General features: G+C 72.5%; 17 protein-coding genes. 10 read left to right on the forward strand and 7 right to left on the reverse strand.

Translation table 11 applies throughout. The features are described from left to right. The first annotated feature begins 53 nt into the window (after positions 1-53). Entirely contained in the window at positions 54-245 is a 192-nt protein-coding gene (locus AMK10_RS01080; RefSeq protein ID WP_198959600.1) for a hypothetical protein, read from the forward strand. Positions 246-351: 106 nt separating this feature from the next. Here AMK10_RS01080 and AMK10_RS01085 read toward each other — a convergent pair whose 3' ends face one another. Further along, positions 352-1,995, reverse strand: a complete 1,644-nt coding sequence (locus AMK10_RS01085; RefSeq protein WP_073743852.1) for a DNA repair helicase XPB — start codon at positions 1,993-1,995, stop codon at positions 352-354. 370 nt (positions 1,996-2,365) lie between these two features. On the opposite strand from AMK10_RS01085, the gene AMK10_RS01090 reads away from it, so the two are divergent. From AMK10_RS01090 to AMK10_RS01100, 3 genes are all read left to right on the forward strand, one after another. Then, entirely contained in the window at positions 2,366-3,454 is a 1,089-nt protein-coding gene (locus AMK10_RS01090) for a LacI family DNA-binding transcriptional regulator (RefSeq protein WP_073745941.1), read from the forward strand. A gap of 134 nt (positions 3,455-3,588) precedes the next feature. Next, the gene (locus AMK10_RS01095) at positions 3,589-4,584 is read left to right on the forward strand and encodes a phosphotransferase family protein (protein ID WP_241839456.1); all 996 of its coding nucleotides are present in this window, start codon (positions 3,589-3,591) and stop codon (positions 4,582-4,584) included. Continuing rightward, entirely contained in the window at positions 4,581-5,987 is a 1,407-nt protein-coding gene (locus AMK10_RS01100) for an MATE family efflux transporter (protein ID WP_241839457.1), read from the forward strand. Before AMK10_RS01095 ends, AMK10_RS01100 begins: the two co-directional genes overlap by 4 nt. An 18-nt stretch (positions 5,988-6,005) precedes the next feature. On the opposite strand, the gene AMK10_RS01105 is transcribed toward AMK10_RS01100, so the two are convergent. Then, positions 6,006-8,489 (reverse strand): helicase C-terminal domain-containing protein, encoded by a 2,484-nt coding sequence (locus AMK10_RS01105; RefSeq protein WP_073743854.1) that lies wholly within the window; start codon positions 8,487-8,489, stop codon positions 6,006-6,008. 64 nt (positions 8,490-8,553) lie between these two features. On the opposite strand from AMK10_RS01105, the gene AMK10_RS01110 reads away from it, so the two are divergent. From AMK10_RS01110 to AMK10_RS01120, 3 genes are read left to right on the forward strand one after another with little or no spacing between them, the layout of a single operon-like run. Beyond that, on the forward strand, positions 8,554-9,795 hold the full coding sequence (locus AMK10_RS01110; RefSeq protein ID WP_073743856.1) for a hypothetical protein: 1,242 nt from the start codon (positions 8,554-8,556) through the stop codon (positions 9,793-9,795). Positions 9,796-9,839: 44 nt separating this feature from the next. Continuing rightward, entirely contained in the window at positions 9,840-10,421 is a 582-nt protein-coding gene (locus AMK10_RS01115) for a sugar O-acetyltransferase (RefSeq protein ID WP_073743858.1), read from the forward strand. 6 nt (positions 10,422-10,427) lie between these two features. Then, positions 10,428-10,979 carry a TetR/AcrR family transcriptional regulator gene (locus tag AMK10_RS01120; protein ID WP_073743860.1) on the forward strand — a complete coding sequence of 184 codons (552 nt, stop codon included), beginning with the start codon at positions 10,428-10,430 and terminating at the stop codon, positions 10,977-10,979. 54 nt (positions 10,980-11,033) lie between these two features. Here the strand turns inward: AMK10_RS01120 and AMK10_RS01125 are convergent, their stop codons facing one another. The 5 genes from AMK10_RS01125 to AMK10_RS01145 all read right to left on the reverse strand — a co-directional run bounded on the left by AMK10_RS01125 (position 11,034) and on the right by AMK10_RS01145 (position 15,698). After that, complete coding sequence (locus tag AMK10_RS01125; RefSeq protein ID WP_241839458.1) at positions 11,034-11,984, reverse strand: ABC transporter substrate-binding protein; 951 nt, start codon at positions 11,982-11,984, stop codon at positions 11,034-11,036. A gap of 25 nt (positions 11,985-12,009) precedes the next feature. After that, complete coding sequence (locus AMK10_RS01130; protein WP_073743864.1) at positions 12,010-12,888, reverse strand: ABC transporter ATP-binding protein; 879 nt, start codon at positions 12,886-12,888, stop codon at positions 12,010-12,012. Continuing rightward, positions 12,885-13,970: a FecCD family ABC transporter permease gene (locus AMK10_RS01135; protein ID WP_073743866.1), complete on the reverse strand. Its 1,086-nt coding sequence runs from the start codon at positions 13,968-13,970 to the stop codon at positions 12,885-12,887. Before AMK10_RS01135 ends, AMK10_RS01130 begins: the two co-directional genes overlap by 4 nt. Next, a complete protein-coding gene (locus AMK10_RS01140) occupies positions 13,967-14,977 on the reverse strand; it encodes a FecCD family ABC transporter permease (protein ID WP_073743868.1) in 1,011 nt (336 codons plus the stop codon). The genes AMK10_RS01135 and AMK10_RS01140 overlap by 4 nt, the downstream gene beginning before the upstream one ends. A 196-nt stretch (positions 14,978-15,173) precedes the next feature. Continuing rightward, on the reverse strand, positions 15,174-15,698 hold the full coding sequence (locus AMK10_RS01145; protein ID WP_073743870.1) for a hypothetical protein: 525 nt from the start codon (positions 15,696-15,698) through the stop codon (positions 15,174-15,176). 107 nt (positions 15,699-15,805) lie between these two features. Here AMK10_RS01145 and AMK10_RS01150 point away from each other — a divergent pair, with 107 nt between their 5' ends. The 3 genes from AMK10_RS01150 to aspT (AMK10_RS01160) all read left to right on the forward strand — a co-directional run bounded on the left by AMK10_RS01150 (position 15,806) and on the right by aspT (AMK10_RS01160) (position 19,999). Beyond that, positions 15,806-16,432, forward strand: a complete 627-nt coding sequence (locus AMK10_RS01150; RefSeq protein ID WP_073743872.1) for an HAD family hydrolase — start codon at positions 15,806-15,808, stop codon at positions 16,430-16,432. A 186-nt stretch (positions 16,433-16,618) separates the two neighbouring features. Further along, the gene (gene aspT / locus AMK10_RS01155; protein ID WP_073743874.1) at positions 16,619-18,295 is read left to right on the forward strand and encodes an aspartate-alanine antiporter; all 1,677 of its coding nucleotides are present in this window, start codon (positions 16,619-16,621) and stop codon (positions 18,293-18,295) included. After that, positions 18,296-19,999 (forward strand): aspartate-alanine antiporter, encoded by a 1,704-nt coding sequence (gene aspT / locus AMK10_RS01160; RefSeq protein ID WP_073743876.1) that lies wholly within the window; start codon positions 18,296-18,298, stop codon positions 19,997-19,999. The last annotated feature ends 32 nt before the right edge of the window (positions 20,000-20,031 follow it).

Below are 20,031 nucleotides of genomic sequence, written 5' to 3' on the forward strand. Positions count from 1 at the left end.
TTCGGCCGCCCGGCCGATGCCGGGGCGCGGCCGGGCGGAGCACCATGGAATGCATGAGCACCCTTTATCTGAACCCGCGAAGGACCGGGCCCGCGCACGGCGCGACCGCGGCCACCGGCCGCCCGCGCGGCCACCGCGCCGGGGACGTGGTGCGCGCCGTCTCCGTCTATGTGCGCGCCGCGTTCGGTGTGGCCGTACTCGGCGAGTACGCGGAGGAGGCGGGCGTCGTCCGCCGCCACCGCTGAGCCCGCCCCGGCCGGGCGCCGTACGGTACCGGCCGCCGCACCGGACCGGCCCCGTACCGGGGCCTGCCCCTGCGCCCGACCGGGCCCCGTACGCGACCGGCCCCCGTCAGCTCTCCGTGAGCAGTTCGTCCGCGTCGACGATCCGGTACGCGTAGCCCTGCTCGGCCAGGAACCGCTGGCGGTGCGCCGCGAAGTCCTGGTCGATCGTGTCGCGCGCGACCACCGAGTAGAACCGGGCCTCGTGCCCGTCCGCCTTCGGCCGCAGCACCCGGCCGAGCCGCTGTGCCTCCTCCTGGCGCGAACCGAACGTCCCGGACACCTGGATGGCGACCGTGGCCTCCGGCAGGTCGATCGAGAAGTTCGCGACCTTCGACACCACCAGCACGCTGATCTCGCCCTGGCGGAACGCGTCGAACAGCTTCTCGCGCTGCGCGTTGCTCGTCTCGCCCTTGATCACCGGGGCGTCCAGATGCTCGCCGAGCTCGTCGAGCTGGTCGATGTACTGCCCGATGACGAGGGTCTGCTCACCCCGGTGCTTGCGCACGAGGGCCTCGGTGACCTTCCGCTTCGTCGCGGTCGTCGCGCAGAACCGGTACTTCTCCTCGGCCTCGGCCGTCGCGTACGCGAGGCGCTCCGAGTCCGTGAGGTTCACCCGGACCTCGACACAGTCGGCGGGCGCGATGTAACCCTGCGCTTCGATCTCCTTCCACGGGGCGTCGAAGCGCTTGGGCCCGATCAGCGAGAAGACGTCCGACTCGCGGCCGTCCTCGCGCACCAGCGTCGCGGTCAGCCCGAGGCGCCTGCGTGCCTGGAGGTCGGCGGTGAACTTGAAGACGGGCGCGGGCAGCAGATGCACCTCGTCGTAGATCACGAGCCCCCAGTCCCGGGAGTCGAACAGCTCCAGGTGCGGGTAGATCCCCTTACGGCGGGTGGTCAGCACCTGGTACGTGGCGATCGTGACCGGGCGGATCTCCTTGCGCGTACCGCTGTACTCGCCGATCTCCTCCTCGGTCAGCGAGGTCCGCTTCACCAGCTCGTGCTTCCACTGCCGCGCCGACACGGTGTTGGTGACCAGGATCAGCGTGGTCGCCTTGGCCTCCGCCATCGCACCGGCGCCGACCAGCGTCTTGCCCGCGCCGCAGGGGAGCACGACGACACCCGAGCCGCCGTGCCAGAAGCCGTCGACGGCCTGCCGCTGGTACGGGCGCAGCGCCCAGCCGTCCTGGTCGAGCTCGATCGGGTGCGCCTCGCCGTCGACGTACCCGGCGAGATCCTCGGCCGGCCAGCCCAGCTTCAGCAGCGTCTGCTTGATCTGCCCGCGCTCGGAGGGGTGCACGGCCACGGTGTCCGGGTCGATACGGGCCCCGACGAGCGGCTGGACCTTCTTCGAGCGGAGGATCTCCTCCAGCACCGGCCGGTCGTTGGAGGTCAGCACCAGCCCGTGCACCGGGTGCTTGGACAGGGTGAGACGGCCGTACCGTGCCATCGTCTCGGCGATGTCGACGAGGAGCGCGTGCGGCACGGGGTAGCGCGAGTACTCCACGAGGGCGTCGACGACCTGCTCGGCGTCGTGCCCCGCGGCGCGGGCGTTCCACAGGCCGAGCGGGGTCAGCCGGTAGGTGTGGATGTGCTCGGGCGCACGCTCCAGCTCGGCGAAGGGCGCGATGGCACGACGGCAGGCCTCGGCCTGGTCGTGGTCGACCTCCAGGAGCAGCGTCTTGTCACTCTGGACGATGAGGGGTCCGGTCACGCGCGTCGGCCCTTTCCGGCGTGGGGTGGCCGCCCGGGTGCGAACGGCCAAACGTCCAGTGTGCCGCATCGGGGGCGTGAGCGGGGGAGCCGTGTGCGGCCCCTGCCTCGTCGCCGCCGGTCAGGACCACCGGCGCCTCAGCACACACACCGTGCGATCGAAGGGTTGTTGTGTGCACATTTGTGTGTTCGGCAGGGGTGTTGTTCAATCGCGCCATGACCAGCGCCGACCGCCACGGACCGATCGCGCGATGACGGACGAGAGGCGTGCCCGGCCGCCGGACGCCCGCCGGGCGGGAGCGCGCCGGACCGCCGCACGCCGTCCGGAGGCTGTCCCTCCGGTCGCAGCGCCCGCCCTCAGGGCCGCCACCATGCGGGACGTGGCCGGGCGTGCCGGTGTCTCCGTGTCCACGGTCTCCCGGGTGGTCAACGCCCACGGGTATGTGAAGGCCGGCACACGGGCGCTGGTCGAGAAGGCGATCACGGAGCTGGGGTTCGTACCGTCGGGAGCGGCCCGTGGCCTGGTGGCCCGGCGGACCGGGCTGCTGGGCCTGTGCCTGCCCGACATGGGTCCGGCGGGGGTTCAGCAGGCGCTGGGGCCGCTCCGTACGCCTGTCGAGCTGGTCGAGGATTCCGGTCCCGGGCCCGGCGGGGCCACCTGGGGGAGCCTGTACTTCGGTGAGGTCCTGCGGGGCGCGGAGTACGCCGCCTGGGAGGCGGATTACGCACTGGCCGTCGCTGTGGCCCGTCCGCCGCAGGCGGAAGCCCGGGTCCGGGACCTGGCCGGACGTGTCGACGGCCTGGTGGTGGTCGCCGGGACGCTGCCGGACGCGCTCCTGGAGCATGTGGCGCACCGGGTTCCCGTCGTGCTCGTCGCGGGCCCGCGGCCTGCCGGAGGATATGACCACGTCGGGGTCGACAACGGGGAGGGGATACGGGTCCTGGTCGAGCACCTCGTGGGCGTGCACGGTCTGCGGGACCTCCGGTTCGCCGCAGGCCGGCCGGGTACGCGTGACGACATCGACCGCTTCCGGGGGTTCTGTTCGGCGTCGAGGGCGCTGGGGCTGCCCGTGCCCGCCGAGCCGGTCCTGCGCGGGGACTTCACGCGTGACTCCGGGCGACGGCTGGCCGAACAGGTCGTGGCCGACCACCGGAGCGGGCGCGCCCGACTTCCCGAGGCCCTGGTGTGCACCAACGACGAGACCGCGCTGGGGTTCCTCGACGTGCTCAGCGCCGAGGGCGTCCGGGTGCCGGACGACGTCGCGGTCACCGGGTTCGACGGCATCGACGCCGCGCGGACCTGCTCGCCGCGGCTGACGACGGTCGAGCAGCCGGTGGCGGATCTGGGCCGGCTCGCGGTCGGCGTCCTGGAGGCGTGCCTGGCCGATCCGCGTCTGCCACGCCAGGATCTGGTCGTGCCCTCCCGGGTCCTGCTGAGGGAGAGCTGCGGGACGCACTGAGCCGAGACAGCCGTGTGGGAACGTTGCCCTACTGCGGCGGCCCTCTTTCGTCCTACGGTGTTCGGCGCCGGGAAGTGCCAGGTCAGGAAGATCCGCTCCCGGGAAGTCCGAGCCGAGGGAGCCCTGTGGAAGCCGTGACCGAGAGCATCACCAAGAACCGGCAGTCCACGCGGACGCTGCGGGCGATGATCGAACGGGCCTACGGGGCTCATCAGCTCCCCGAGGGCGACGACTTCGCCGAGGAGATCACCCACGGCTGGTTCAACGTCGCCTACAGGATCCGGCTGCGCGACGGACAGCAGGCGGTGCTGAAGATCGCGCCGCCGGCGGGGACAGAGGTGCTGACCCGCGAGGTGGGGATGATGCGCAACGAACTGGCCGCGATGGCACTGGTCCGGGAACGCACCGCCGTCCCGATCCCACGGATCGACCACGCGGACCTGTCCCGGGAACTGGTCGACGCGGACTACTTCTTCATGGAGTTCGTCGACGCGGACAACTTCGGCATCGCCACGTCCGAAGGCCGCCTCCCGGCCGACGTCGTCGCTGCGGGCGGCAGGGAGCTGGGCGCGCTCAACCGGGAGCTCAACTCGATCGTGGGACCGCACTTCGGGCCGCTGGAGGGCCCCGGACACCCGACGTGGCGTGAGGCGTTCACCCGGATGATCGAGGACACGCTCGACGACGGCCGGCGGGCGGGCGTCGACCTCGGGTGGGACCACGGCGACATCCGTGACGTCCTCGCCGAGCACGCGTGGGCCCTCGACGACGTGCACGAGCCGCGGTTCGTCGAGCTCGACCTGTGGACGAAGAACTCGATGATCAGGGACGGCCGGATCGTCGCGGTCCTCGACCACGAGCGGGCTGTCTGGGGAGATCCGCTCATGGAGGCGGGCTTCACCGGCATCGACCTCCCGGTGTTCGGCGACCCGTCCGACTTCATGGCCGGTTACGGCCTGGGCGAGCTGTCCCCCTCACAGTGCGTGCGACGACGCCTCTACTCCCTGTACCTGGCCGTCATCATGGTCGTCGAGACGAAGTACCGGGGCCATCAGGACATGACCACGTACGACTTCGGCCGCACCCAGCTCGACCTGCTGATGAGCCGGTTCGGTCACGGCCGGCCGTGACGTACGCGTCCGACGAATCCGCCGCCGGGCCCGCACCCTCCGCGGGGACCGCCCCGCGGGGAGGGCGGCCCGACCGTGCCGCGTCCCTGGGCACCAGGCCCGTGGGGCGGCTGCTGTGGAGCAACAGCCTGGCCACCACCATGTCCGTGGCCACCTACGGCATCTACGCCCTGACCAACGCGTGGTTCGTCTCCTGGGGGGTCGGCGCCGACGCGCTGGTGGCCGTCAACATCGTGTCGCCCCTCCTGCTGATCCTCGGCGCGGTCTCCACGACGGTCGGCGTCGGCGGCGCCTCCATGGTCTCCCGCAGTCTCGGCAGTGGGAACACCCGTCAGGCCGCGCGCGCGGCCGGCAACACCTTCCTCGTCTACTGGGCGGCGGCGGTGACCATCACGCTCGTGGGCCTGCTCACGCTCGACCCGCTGCTGACGCTGCTGGGAGCCAGGGGCGACGTCCGCGCCCATGCGCACGACTACGCGCTGATCATGCTGGCCGGGGCGATCACATCGACCGGGTTCTCCAGCCTGGTCCGGGCCGAGGGACGCCTGCGCTTCTCCACGATGCTGTGGATGCTCCCGGTCCTGTGCCAGATCGTCCTCGACCCCCTGCTCATCCTCGGCCTCGGCTGGGGAGTGCGCGGCGCCGCCGTGGGGACCGTCGCCGGGCAGGCGGTCTCCATGGCGATGAGCCTGTGGTTCTTCTTCCTCCAGCGCGACCGCCCCTACCGCATCACCCTGACGGACCTTCGCCCGCACGGCCCGACCCTGCGTGAACTCGTGGCGGTGGGAACTCCCTCCTTCCTCACCGGCCTCGGTGCCACGCTCGTCACCTTCGTCGCCAACAACCGTCTGGCCGCCCTCGCGGACCCTGCGGCGCTCACCGCCTACGCGACCGCTGTCCGCGTCACCACGTTCGTCCTCATGCCGCAGACCGGCATCGCCCAGGGCATGCAGCCGCTCATCGGCTACAACGCCGGCCGCGGCCTGACCGGACGGGCCGAGCGCACCCGCGTCCTGGCCCTGCGCGCGACCGTCCTCTACGGAGCGGCCGCCTGCGCCCTGCTGTTCGTGGCGGCCGACCCCCTGGCCTCGGCCTTCGCCGACGACCCCGGCACCCGCGACACCACGGCGGCGGTGATGCGGGTCATGGCCCTGAGCTACCCCTTCACCGGTGTGCCGGTCCTGCTGTCCACCTACTTCCAGGCACGCGGACGGTCCCGGCCCTCCTTCGTGATCTCGGTCGGATCGGTCCTCGCCGTCCAGGTCCCGCTCCTGCTCGTCCTCAGCGCTTTCGGGACCCCCTGGCTGTGGACGAGCTTTCCCGCCGCGGCGCTCCTCTCCGCCACGGCGGCCCTTCTCGTCCTGCGCCGAGCACGGTCACCGGAACCGCCGCGGTGGCGTTGAGCTACCGGGGACGGCCCGTCAGGCCGTCTCCTCGTCGGCGAGCTCGGCGACCCCGGTGATCCGGTGCAGCGGATACGTCCGTACCTCGTCGGCGGTGTGGTCGTACGCCGTGACGAAACCGCCCTCGACCTTGACCGGGGCGATCACGCGCTGGCTGGCCGCCCCGTCCGCGTTGACGTAGCCGATCCAGACCGCCGAGCCGGTCATCGCCGCCGCCTGCACGGTGGCCAGGGTCTCGGCGGGGGTGGTGCGCGGCAGGGAGCCCGTGGCCGTGGAGTCCGGGGTGTCCTTGTGGACGACCCTGGCGGCCGTGTCGCCGGCCCTGATGGCCCGTACGGCCGCGCTCAGCAGGGTGGCGTCCGGGACGGGCGGGCCCTCGGGCACGGGAGCCGGAGGCGTCCTGGGCGGGGTGCGGCGGGCGCCGGCACGGGTGATCAGGACATCGCCCTCGGCGGACTCGGCGGCCGGGGCGTACCCCATCTCCCGCAGCCCTTCGAGCAGCGAGCCCGGGTCGGTCTGGGCGGCCAGGACGGTCGGCGCGAGCCGGCGCAGCCGCAGGGTGGCCGAGCGCTTGTCGGCCAGGATCTCGTTGAGCACGGCCTCGTCGTCGCAGCGTACGTACGCCGAGGCGGCGCCGATCCGGAGATGGCCGTGGCGCCGGGCCACGTCGTCGATGAGATAGCTCAGCGGCTGCGGCACCGGGGTGCGGCTGTGCGTGGCGAGGAAGGCGTGCAGGTCGGACGCGGCCTGCCCGGCGTCGAGAGCGCGGCGCACGGAGCCGGGGGTGAAGCGGTAGACCGTCGCGCCGCCCTTGGACTCGATGTCGGCGAGCACCGAGAGCATGTCGGCGAGCGGGCGCTCCAGCGGGCCGGGGGCGACGGCCGTCAGATCGGCCTGGAGCAGCACATGGTCCAGCGGTTCGGGGATCAGCGGGGCGAGCCGGGCCGCGGCCTCGGCGGGACCCTCGTCGAGCAGTGCGCGGGCCTGGGAGGAGAGGGCGCCGCGGCCGGTGATGCCGAGGAGCTCCGACTCGTTGACCGTCCACAGGGCGAGCCGGGACCGCAGGTCGGTGGCCTCGTCGGGGGAGGGGGCGCCCGCCGGTGAGGGCGGGCCGCCCGGTCTGGACGTACGCAGGGGCCGCTCCCAGCGCAGCCTGGCCAGCAGGGTCTGCGGGTCGGGGGCGGTGCCCGGCGGGAGCGAGGCGAAGAGGGCCAGGACCCGGCGGCGCACCTCGGGCGCGGCCGAACGGTCCAGATCGGGGCCGAGCGCGGACAGGGCCCGGCCCTTGGCGTCCTGGCCGCCGATCAGCCCGGAGGTGCGGGTGGCGGTGAGCCAGGCGGTGGCGAGGTGGGTCCAGCGTTCCTGCGCGGCGAGGTCGAGCCACTCGTCGGACGCGGGGGTCGCCGCATAGCGTTCGTCGGTCTCGCCGTCGGAGGCCAGCAGGCCCGCCGCGTAGGCGAGTTCGATCCAGAAGGCGGCGACGGGCTCGGAGACGTCGAGCGCGCTCGCGCACCGCTTCAGCTCGCGCACGCTCAGGCCGCCCGCGCGGAGGATGGCCGGGCCGCCGTGGTTCCAGAGCTTCAGCAGCTCCTCGACGGTGGACAGCGCCATGAACGCCTGGCCCGCCGCCGCCCTGTCCACAGCCTGGGGATCGCGCTCGGCCGCCGCCATGAGCTCCGGGGGCACGGGCTCGGGCACGCGGTGGGCGCGTCCGGCCCGCAGATGCAGCGCCGCCTCGCGCGGCAGGACCACCGTGCGCGTCGACACGGGAAGCAACAGCCCGCGGTCGCGCAGCCATTGCACGGGCGGGGTGGGATTCGGGGTGACCTCGCCGTACGGCGGGCCCCAGACGAGCCGGTCGAGGACGGACAGCGCCTCGGCCGGCGCGGTGTCCAGCAGCTCCGCCATCCTCGTCCGGTCGGTGAAGAGCCCGGCGAGCGCCGCGACGGCGGACACCGGGTCATGGGTGGCCGGAAGTCCGGCGGCGGCCAGGATCTCCTGGAGCCGGCCGGGCGACATCCCGGCCGTGGCCTCCGCGACGGTCGGGCCGAGGCCGGTGGGGGAGGGGTGCTGCGGGGACGGCGCCAGCAGCTCGCGCGCGGTGCGCACGAGATGCAGCCGGGCGTCCTCGCCCCAGACGAGGGCCTGTTCGCGCAGGGTCGTCAGGGCGGCGGGCAGCGCGGCGGTGATCGTCGCGCCCGATCCGTCGCGCCCCTCGCCGTCGCCCTGGCCGTCACCGGTGAGGAGCGCGAGCAGCGTGTCGTACGGAGCCGGGTCCGGCGCCACCGCCAGCGCCTCCGCGGTCTGGAGGGCGAAGCGGTCGAGGTGCTCCAGCGCGCGCACCACGGAGGCGCGCGTGCCGGCCCGCGTCGCCAGCTGGGTGATGTCGTTCGGCACGGGGCTGAGCAGGTCGGGGCGGGCACGCAGAAGCCCCGCCAGCGATTCGTCGCCCCGGGCGCGCAGAGCTTCGGCGAGCGTGCGCGGTGGTGTGGTCGTCCCCATCCAACCCACGGTAGCCCCTGGAGCGCTACCGTCGGGGCAGGGCGGGTAGAGGGAGAACGATCGCGTGGGGATCGAGAGCGACCAGCTTGTCTACGACTATCTCAGCCGGGTCGGTGACCTGGCGCAGCGGCAACAGCTGTCCTCGGGCGCCCGGATGCGGCTCGTCGCGACGCTGCGGGGCGAGATCGACCGGCAGCGCGGCACGGACGGTTCGGACTCCCCGGCGGTGGTGCGCCGCATCCTCGGCAGACTCGGCGCCCCGGACGAACTCGTCGCGGCGGCGGCCGAGTCGGGCGACGGCGGGGTGACGCCGCCCCCGCCGCGCGCGGCCAGGAGCACGGACGGGAAGAAGGCGGACGCGGGCGCCGGTGCGGTGCCCCGGGCGCGGCGGACGCTCCGTAAAGACGCGTCACGCAAGGGCGCGTCGCCGGAAGCGGAGGCCGCCGGTTCCCGGGCCGATGCCGCCGCGGAGGCCGCCGGTTCCCGGGCCGATGCCGCCGGTCCCGGTGGCGAGCCGGTTCCCGGCTGGCCGTCCGCCTCGGCGCCGCACATGGCCGGGCTGGACCAGCAGCCGTCCGGGGGCGAGCCCGAGTGGTGGCGGATCGAGCCGGGTCCCTTCGGGGAGGGCGGCCGGGGTGCGACGGATCCCGGCACGGCCGTGCCCGGCTTCGTGGGCGGTCCGGAGAGTCCGGAGCTGTTCGGACCGCAGGGCGCGCCGGGCCCCGGCACGCCCGTGCCCGGCTTCGTGGGCGGCCTGGAGAGTCCGGAGCTGTTCGGGCTGCCGGGCAGGCCGAAACCCCCGGGGCCGCGCGCTCCGGCGGAGGAGGCGGAGGACGAGGACGAGGGCGAGGGCGAGCCGGACGAGGAGCAGGAGGCGGCCGAGGAGCCCGGGACCCGGCCCCGGTGGAGGCCGCGACTGCGCCGCCGCCGGCGGTCCGCCGAGGGCTCCGGCTCCACGGGGCGGGTCCGCCTGTCGAACCCGGTCCTGCTGCTGGCCGCGGCGCTGCTGGTGGCAGGCGCCGTACTCGGGTCCCTCCTGGCGCTCGCGGGCGGCTGGCTGCTCGCCTACAGCTCCCGCAGGTTCTCGCGCGCCGAGGCGAAGTGGGTCGCGATGGGCCTGCCGGGAGTGGTGGTGGGTGGCGCCTTCGTCTGGCTGTGGGGGCGCATGGAGGGCCGCTGGGGCAGCCCTCTGGCCGCGGACGCCATGGGGGACGCGATGACGGACGTCCTGCCGGTGGTGGTGCGGGTGGCGGCGGTCGCGTCCGCGCTCTATCTGGTGTGGAGGGCACGGCGGCTGTCCGGGTGAACCGCGAGTGTACGTTCGTACATTCCAGGTGTACGATCGTACGCATGACGACGGACTACTTCGCCCAGGATCCGCGTACCAACCTGGAGCGCATGCTCGCGGGTGACCTCTACATCGCCGACGACCCGGAGATCGCCCTGCGGCAGCAGCGGGCCATGCGGCTCGCGGCCCGCTACCAGGCCGCGCACACCGAGGACGCCGAGCAGGCCCGGACGATCCTGGCCGAGCTGCTCGACTCGGTCGGCGAGGGCGTCGAAGTGCGCCCGCCGCTCTACGTCGACTACGGCAGCAACATCGCGATCGGTGCCCGCACCTTCGTCAACTACCACCTCACCGCGCTGGACGTCGCCCGGATCACCATCGGCGAGGACTGCCAGATCGGCCCCAACGTCCAGCTCCTCACACCCACCCACCCGGTGGAGCCGGAGCCCCGGCGGGACAAGCTCGAAGCCGCGCTCCCCATCACCATCGGGGACAACGTCTGGCTCGGCGGCGGCGTCATCGTCTGCCCCGGGGTGACGATCGGCGACAACTCCGTGATCGGCGCCGGTGCCGTCGTCACCAAGGACATCCCCGCCGACGTCGTCGCCGTGGGCAATCCCGCGCGCGTCGTGCGCGAGATCTGACACGCCATGGCCACCGGGCACACCGACCCGCAGCGCCGCGAGCGCATCCTCGCCGCCACGCTCGACCACATCGCGGACGAGGGCGTGGCCGGGGTCTCCCACCGCAAGATCGCGGTGCGCGCGGAGGTGCCGCTCGGCTCGATGACGTACCACTTCAGCGGCATGGACGAGCTGCTGCGCGAGGCCTTCACCCGCTTCGCCGACGACATCGTGGCCGTGTTCGAGCTGCACCTGGGCCGCGCGGGCACCCAGGACGAGGCGCGGGAAGCGGTGGTCGACCTCATCCACCTGCTCTCCGAAGGGCCGCGCCGCGAGCTCGTGCTCACCCAGGAGCTGTACACGCTGGCGGCGCGGCGCGACGAGTACCGCGAGCTCACCCACGCCTGGATGAACCGCAGCCGCCGCCTGCTGGAGCAGCACTTCGACCCGGACACCGCGCGGCAGCTGGACGCCCTGATCGAAGGGCTGTCCCTGCACCGGTCGCTCGACACCGAACCGCACGACCGGGAGCTGACGCGCGTGGCCGTACGGAAGCTGACCTCCGCCACCGAGGGCTGAGGGCTCCCACCGGACCACCCGTGGGGTGCGGACCTGACACCGCACCCCACGGGTCTACTTCGTCAGATCGGCCTGGAGCTCGTCCAGGATCTTGTCCGCCGCCGTGTAGCCGATGCCCTGGATCCACAGCTCGTCGTCGACGGGGAACACCTTGCCGTCCTTGACGGCGGTCATGTTCTTCCAGAGGCCGCTGCCCACCGTCCGCGTCTCGTTCGACTTCTCCGCGTCCCCGTAGGTCGAGTGGAAGACGACGTCCGCGTCCGCCTGGTCGATCTTCTCCGGGCTGACGTCGTACGAGAAGCCGTCCTTGGCCTTGTCCACGATCGCGGGGCGGCCGAGGCCGACGTCGGCGAGGATCGTCGCGATGTAGTTCTGGCGGCCGTAGATGCGGATGTCCGCGCCCTCGACGAACCTGACCATGTTCACCTCGGTCGCCGCCGCCTTCTCCTTGCCGCCGAGCGCCTGGGTGACCTCGCCGACGTGGGCCTCGTAGCCGGCGATGACCTTCTCCGCCGCCGGGACCCTGCCGAGTGCGTTGGCGTGGACCTGGAAGTTCTCCTTCCAGGGGTAGCCGGTGTTCTCCGTCATCACCGTCGGCGCGATCGCGGTGAGTTCGTCGTACTTATCGCCGTGCCGGATCTTGCTGGTGAGGATCAGGTCCGGCTTCAGTGCCGCGACGGCCTCCAGGTTCGGCGTCATCATCTCGCCGAGGTCCTCGATGCCCGCGACCTTCTCCTTCGGCAGATAGCTCAGGAAGCCCGACTCCGTGCCCGCGTGCGTGGAGCCGACCGGCTTCACACCGAGGGTGAGCGCGGAGTCCAGCTCGGCGGTGTCCAGGACGACGACCCGCTTCGGGGCCACGGGCACCTTCACGTTGCCCATGGCCGTGGCGACCGTGTGCGTCTTCCGTTCCGACGAGGACGCGGCGTCGGAGTCCGGGCCGGAGTCCGAGGAGCCGCAGGCCGCGAGGGTCAGCGCGGCGGCCACGGCGAGAGATCCGGCCATGAGCGGACGGGGCGATGACGGCATGTCAGAGGGCCTTTCGGGAGACGGCGGACGGAGTGACGGTGCTCGTGCCGGGCGTCCACGGCGCGCCCGGCACGACGAGCGGCGAGCCGGTGACCGGGTCCGGGACGATGACGGCGTGCAGGCCGAACACCTCGCGCACGAGCTCGGCGGTGACGACGTCCTCGGGCCTGCCCTCGGCGACGATGCGGCCGGCCTTCATGGCGACGAGGTGATCGGCGTAGCGGGCGGCCTGGTTGAGGTCGTGCAGCACGGTGACGATGGTCCGCCCCCGGGTGCCGTCCGCCGCGGGGGCGGCGAGCCTGCGCACCAGGTCCAGCACCTCGACCTGGTGGGCGATGTCGAGGTACGTCGTCGGCTCGTCGAGCAGCAGCAGATCGGTGTCCTGCGCGAGCGCCATCGCGATCCACACCCGCTGGCGCTGGCCCCCGGACAGCTCGTCCACGGCGCGGTCGCCCAGCGCCGTGATGTCCGTGCGCTCCATGGCCTCCGTCACCGCACGCTCGTCCTCGTCCGACCACTGCTGCCACCAGCGCTGGTGCGGCTGGCGGCCACGGGCGACCAGGTCCGAGACGGTGATCGCCTCGGGTGCCACCGGCGTCTGCGGGAGCAGCCCCACGGACCGGGCGATCGTGCGGGTCGGTATCCGGGAGAGCTCGGTGCCGTCCAGCAGGACCGAGCCGCCGGCCGGCTTCAGGAGCCGGCCGAGAGCCCGCAGGGTGGTCGACTTGCCGCAGGCGTTGGGGCCGACGATGACGGTCACCCGCCCGTCGGGAATCGCCAGGTCCAGCTCGTGCACGACGGTGCGGTCCTCGTAGGCGAGCGTCAGGGCGCGCGCCGTGAGCCTGGACGTGGCGGTGTCCGTGAAAGGGGTCGTCGTCATGCGTTGCCTCCAGCGCGGCCACCGTGGCCACGGATGATCAGCCAGATCAGATACGGGGCGCCGACCGCCGCCGTCAGCACCCCCACCGGAAGCTCGGTGGGGGAGAAGAGCCTGCGGGCCAGCAGGTCCGCGAAGACCACGATCACCGCGCCGAGCAGCGCGGAGCAGAGCAGCGGGATCTGCGCCGTACGCGTCATCCGGCGGGCGATCTGCGGGGCCAGCAGCGCCACGAAGTCGACCGGCCCGGCCGTCCCCGTCGCCACCGACGCCAGGACCACCCCGAGGGCGACGAGCCCCAGGCGTACGCGCCCCAGACGCACACCCAGCGCCGTCGCGGTGTCGTCGTCCATCGAGACGGTGCGCTGCGCCCGCGCCGCCCACAGCACGGCGGGGAACAGGACCACGAGCGCCCAGCCGATCGGGGCGGCCTCGTCCCAGCCCCGGCCGTTGAGCGAGCCCGTCATCCAGATCTGCGCCTGCTGGGCGACGAGGTAGTCGCCCTTCGTCAGGAACAGGGTCGTCAGCGACCGCAGCGCGATCGCGAAGCCGATCCCGATGAGGACGAAGCGGGTCGCGTGGAGCCCGCCGCGCCACGCGAAGACGTAGACGAGCGCGGCGGCCGCGATGCCGCCGACGACGGACAGATACGGCAGGACGGTGTACGAGGTCAGGCCGAAGGTCATCGCGGCGACCGTGAGCGCGCTCGCGCCCTGGCTGATCCCGATGATGTCCGGGCTGGCCAGCGGATTGCGGGCGACGGTCTGGATCAGCGCCCCGGCGACCCCGAACGCCGCGCCGACGAGCAGCCCGACCACCATCCGGGGCAGCCGCAGCGTGCCCACGACCAGCTCGTCCGGCGAGGGCTGCCCGAACAGGACCCTCACCACCTCGGCGGGCGCGACGAAGTTCTCGCCGACGCAGAGGTACGCGACACAGACCGCCACCAGCAGCGCGACGAGCGCCGCCGCGACGACCCCCGCGCGCCGGTGGACCAGGAAGCGGGCCCGCTTCCCGACCCGTACGAGGCCGTAACCGGCGGGCCGGACCGGGGTCCGTGCGGGCACTGCCGTGTCCGCGCTCATGCGGGCACCGCCTTCCGGCGTACGAGGGCGACCAGGAACGGCACTCCGATCAGCGCCGTCATCACGCCCGCCGGGACCTCGCCCGGCGGGAACAGGACCCGGCCGACGACATCGGAGACCAGGAGCATCACGGGCCCGACGAGCGCCGCCATCGGCAGCACCCAGCGGTGGTCGCTGCCCACGAGGGCCCGGGCGATGTGCGGCACGGCGAGGCCCACGAAGGCGATCGGCCCGGCCGCCGCGACGCCCGCGCCGGTGAGCACGGTGGCCCCGATGCCTCCGACGACGCGTACGGCCGCCACGTTCTGGCCGAGGCCCTTCGCCACGTCCTCGCCCAGCGCCAGCGCGTCAAGACCGCGCGCCACGGACACCACGAGGACCGTGCCGATCAGCAGGAACGGCCAGATCTGCTGGGCGACCTCCGCCTCCCGGCCGGCGATCGAGCCCACCTGCCAGAAGCGGAACTCGTCCAGCGCCGACGCCTTCGTGGTGAGCACCGCCATCGTCACCGACACCAGCAGCGCGTTGATCGCGGCGCCGCCCAGCGCGAGCTTCACCGGAGTCGCGCCGCCGCGCCCCCGGGAGGCGACGGCGTACACCGCGACGGACGCGACGGCGGCACCCGCGAAGGCGAACCAGACGTAGCCGGTGAGGGTGTGGACGCCCGCGTACGCGATGGCGAGCACGACGGCGACCGAGGCGCCCTGGCTGATGCCGAGAATCCCGGGGTCGGCGATGGGGTTGCGGGTGATGCCCTGGAGCACCGTGCCCGCCAGCGCGAGTGCCGCGCCGACCATCAGCCCGATCAGGGTGCGCGGCACCCTCATCTCCCTGATGACCTCGGCGGCGTCGGAATGCCCGCCGTGCAGCAGGGCGTCGAGCACGGCGCCGGGCGCGATGGACCGCGCGCCCACGGCGAGGCTGAGCAGTACGGCCGCCAGCAGCGCGACGACGGCCGCGGAGATCGCGAGCGCGCGTCTGGACAGGCGGGGAGCGGCGGCTGCCATCGGAACCAATCGGGGTGAGCGCGAACAAGGAGGGGCAAACCCCGGAAAGGGGGAGGTAAGGCTTGGCTAAGTCTATGCGTGGCCTGTGAGGGAGGGCAGGGGGCCTGCTGCCCCGGTCACCGGGCGCGGGCGGCGCGCATCTCCACCTGGGGTCTCTCGTTCGGATCTTGGCGGGCTCCGATCCGAACGAAAGGCCCTAAGCGACGGTCACCGGTGCCTGGATCCGGTACACCTCACCGACGGGCGGGCTTCCCGGCCTGCCGCCGGTGTCCCGGGACGTGGTGAAGGAGACGGCCGTCCGTGAGCCGGGCTGCCAGAACGTCCGGTAGCGCGGTCCGTTGGCCGCGGGCTCCGGGATCTCCACCAGCGGGACGCCGCGCCGGTCCAGGAGGCGGTGGAGCTTCTCGAACCGCAGCCGGGGGGCGAAGGGCCCGTAGCGGGCGCGGAGCACCTCGCCCGGCAGGGTGCGGTCGCGGCGGGCGAGCCGGTGCACCTGGAGGCTGAAGTGGTGTCCCGCCCAGGGGGCGTCGCCGCGGTCGCGGTGGAAGTGGAACTCGGCGAGACCGTAGTCGCGCACCATGGTCCGCCGGCCGAAGGCGTTCTCGGCGAAGTCCGTCCCCATGACGGCGGCGACCCGGTCCGGGGAGTCGGCCGGCCGGAGGCCGAGGACCGTGCCGGTGGTGACGGTGTGGACGTAGAAGGCCAGGGAGTACGGGGTCACTTCTCATTCCTCGGCAGGGAGCAGTCGCGGAGAGTCTGCCCGTCGGCCGACGGGCCCGGCCCCCTGGGGCGGCTCCGTCGCATCCGCCCGCCGGGACACTCGGCACAATGGACTCCATGCCTTCACCCACCCTGACGGTCGGCTTCGACCTCGACATGACGCTCATCGACTCCCGGCCCGGCATCAAGGCCGCCTACGAGGTGCTGGCCGCCGAGACGGGTGTGTACATAGACACCGACCTGGTCGTCAGCCGGCTCGGGCCCCCGCTGGAGGAGGAGATGGCCCACTGGTTCCCGGCCGACGCGGTCGCCGAGGCGTCCGACCGGTACCGCGCGATCTACCCGGAGACGGCCATCACACCGACGACCGCGCTCCCCGGCGCCCGCGAGTCCGTGGCGGCCGTCCAGGCGCTCGGCGGCCGGGCCATGGTCGTCACCGCGAAGTACGAGCCGAACGCCAAGCTCCACCTCGCGCACCTCGGCATCGAGGCCGACGTGCTGATCGGCGGGCTCTGGGCCGAGGGCAAGGCGGAGGCGCTCCTGGAGCACGGGGCGCGGATCTATGTCGGCGACCACACCGGCGATGTGCGGGGCGCGCACGCCGCGAACGCCCTGTCGGTCGGCGTCACCACCGGTCCGTGCGACGAGGAGGAGCTCCGGGCGGCCGGGGCCGAGGTCGTCCTGCCGGACCTCACCGCGTTCCCCGCCTGGCTGCGGACGTTCACCGCGGCCTGACGCCCCTGGCGGTGCTCGACGCGGGTGACGCTCCGACGGCCCACGCGCGCCCGATGTGCCGGGCGGCACCCCCAGGTCCGGGTCGGGCGGCCCGGTCTGTCGCGGGTGCCGTCCCGGGACACTGCTGTTAATTTCTCCCCTATGTCTCAAAAGTGCATTTATCGCCCGATCGGCGGGTGAGGCGGGGTGGGTGTTCTCCGCGACAATCCCGCCCTCTCCCTCTTCCTCTGCCTGGCCGCCGGATACCTCGTGGGCAAGCTGCGGGTCGGTCCGATCACGCTCGGCGGCATCTGCGGCACGCTGATCGTGTCGCTGCTGCTCGGCACCCAGCACATCAGCGTCGACGAAGACGTGAAGACCGTCTTCTTCGCGCTCTTCATCTTCTCGCTGGGCTACATGGCCGGCCCCCAGTTCTTCGCCAACCTCAACCGCAGCAGCCTGCGGTTCTTCGCGCTCTGCCTGATCGAGCTGGTCTGCGTCCTCGGCATCGCCTACGGACTGGCCGAGGCCTTCGACCTGGACGTGGGCACCGCCGCCGGAATCCTCGCCGGAGCGGCCACCGAGTCCGCCGTCGTCGGCACGGCCACCGAGGCCATCGGCAAGCTCAGCGACCTGACCGCGGACCAGATCACCCAGTACCAGGGCCACGTGGCCACCGCGTACACGGTCTGCTACCTCTTCGGCCTGATCACCATCGTGCTCTACACCAGCCAGATCATGCCGATGCTCCTCCGCATCAACCTGGCGGACGACTCGCGCAGGCTGTGGGAGAAGATGCGCGGCGGCAAGAGCGGTCTGGAGTCCGACGAGCGCGAGGCGCTCCCCGGCATGGTCGGCCGCACCTATCTGGTGACCCACGCCGACGGCCGGACCGTCGGTGACCTGCAGAGCGCGTCCGGCGGCCGGATCACGGTCGAGGGGGTCAAGCGGGGCAGCAAGCTGCTCACGCCCGAGCCCGGACTGGAACTGACGCTCAGCGACCTCGTCCAGGTGGTCGGCCTGCGGGCCGCCATCATCGAGGCGGGCCGGGAGATCGGCCCGGAGACCCCCGCCGTGCCGGGGCTCGACACCCCGCTGGCCACCAGTCAGGTCGCCGTCACCGAAAAGGAGACCGTCGGCGCGACCATCGACCGGCTGGAGAAGCGCCACCCGGAGTTCCGCAAGGACGGCGTCTACATCACCGACGTACTGCGCAACGAACAGCACCTGCCGGCGACCGGGGAGACGACCCTCGCCCGGGGCGACGTGCTCACCCTGGTCGGGGCCAGGGGCGGGCTGAACCGACTGGTCAAGAAGCTCGGCGCGGTGGTCAAGAACGACTCCACCGACTTCATCTACCTCGGCTTCGGCATCGTCGCGGGCTCCCTGCTCGGCCAGGTCGTCGTCAAGGCCGGGGACGTGCCGCTGTCGCTCGGCACCGGTGGCGGCTGTCTGATCTCCGGCCTGGTCTTCGGCTGGTTCCGCTCCCGCAGCCAGACCTTCGGCGCCTTCCCGCCGCAGGCCGCGAGCACTCTGAAGGACATGGGCCTGGCCGTCTTCATCGCCTGCACCGGACTGGCCGCCGGGCCCCAGGCCTGGCCGCTCCTCAAGGAGTACGGGGCGCTGCTGCCGGTCGCCGGCATCGCCATGGTCGTCGTCCCGGCGACGATCTCACTGATCGTCGGGCGCAAGCTGCTGAAGATCGAGAAACCGCTCCTGATCGGGGCCATCGCCGGGCAGCAGTGCTCCACCCCGGCGATCACCGCCATCACCCAGGTGGCCCAGAGCTCCGTACCGCTCCTCGGCTACACGATCACCTACACGCTCTCCAACTTCCTGCTGCCACTGACCGGTCCCATCCTCGTCGGAGTCCTGGGGGCCTGAGTGATCGACTTCCTGAACCGCAACATCTTCCAGCCGCACCCCGAACTGCTCGTCTTCCTCGTGATCGCGCTCGGCTTCCTGCTCGGCAAGGTCCGCTACCGGGCCATCGCCCTCGGCGCGGTGACGGGCTGTCTGGTCGCCGGGCTGGTCCTGGGCGCGCAGTTCAAGGTGGAGATCGACGACACGGTGAAGAACCTGTTCTTCATCATGTTCCTGTTCGCCCTCGGATACCGCGTCGGCCCGCAGTTCTTCCGGGGGCTGAGGAAGGACGGTCTGCCCCAGGTCGTCAACGCGGTCGTCGTCTGTGTGACCGGGCTGCTGGTCTCCTGGCTCTTCGCGGTCCTCCTCGGATACGGACCCGGCCTCGGCGCCGGCCTGATGAGCGGGGCCCTCACCCAGTCGGCCGCCATCGGTGTCGCCCAGGACGCCATCGGCACCCTGCCCGGGCTCTCCTCCTCCGAGGCCAAGTCCGAACAGAACCTCGTGGCCGTCGGGTACGCGGTCACGTATCCGCTCGGCACCATCCTCTGCGCGATGCTCCTGGCGAACGTCCTGCCCAAGCTCTACCGCAGGGACCTGGCGAAGGAGAGCGCCGAACTCGCCGCCGAGATGGACGCCCCCGACGAGAGCCCGGACGAGGGCGAGGGCTACTACGAGGTGGTGCTGCGCGCCTACCGCGTCGAGCGCCCCGACCTCGTCGGCCGGTCGGTCGCGGACTTCGAGGACCAGCAGAAGCAGCTGGGGCGCCGCGTCTACCTCACGGGAGTCCGCCGCGACGGCACGGTCCTGGAGCACGACCAGTCCCGCACGCTCCAGCTCGGCGACACGGTCGCGGTCAGCGCCGTCCGGGGCGACCTGGTCGCCTTCGACCCGCGTACACACATCGGGACCGAGGCCGACGACGTCGAGCTCCTCGGCTACCGCACCGAGACCCTGCACGTGGTGGCGTCCGAGAAGGCGCAGCTCGGCCGGACCGTCGAGGAGCTGCGCCGGGAGCCGTTCATGGTCGGCGTGTACGTCGACAAGCTGTACCGGGCCGGGGCGGAGTTCCCCTACCGGCTCTCCACCCGGCTGGAGCGCGGCGACACGGTGATCCTCACCGGCCCGGAGCGGCTCGTCGGCCCGGCCGCGAAGGCGCTGGGCAAGCCCGTGCCGACGAGCTTCGCGACCGACATGGTCTGGGTGGGGCTCGGCATCTTCCTCGGCGGCTGCATCGGTATCCCGGCGCTGACCGCGGGCGGGGTGCCGATCTCACTCTCCACCTCGGGCGGCGGCCTGATCATGGGCCTGGTCTTCGGCTGGATCCGCGGGCGGTACCCGACGTACGGAAACGTTCCGCCCGGAGCCCAGTGGTTCATGGACACGCTCGGGCTGTGCGTCTTCGTCGCCGTCGTCGGCATCAACGCGGGACCGAGCTTCACCAGCGGCCTGTCCTCGGCCGGCTGGGGACTGCTGGTCTTCGGCGCCGTGGCCACCGTCGTGCCCCTGATCGTCGGCTTCCTGGTCGGGCACTACGTGCAGAAGATCCGCTTCCCGGTGCTCATGGGCGTCCTGGCGGGCGGTCAGACCACCACGGCGGCGATCGGCGCCGTCAACGAGACCTCGAAATCCCAGATCCCCACCCTCGGCTACACGATTCCGTACGCCGTCGGCAACGTCCTGCTGACGGTGTGGGGCGCCGTGATCGTCATCCTCAACCACTGACCCACACGACCTGCACGGGAGCGGACACCACC

Origin of the sequence: Streptomyces sp. CB02058, assembly GCF_001905505.1 — a bacterium.
Lineage (GTDB): Bacteria > Actinomycetota > Actinomycetes > Streptomycetales > Streptomycetaceae > Streptomyces.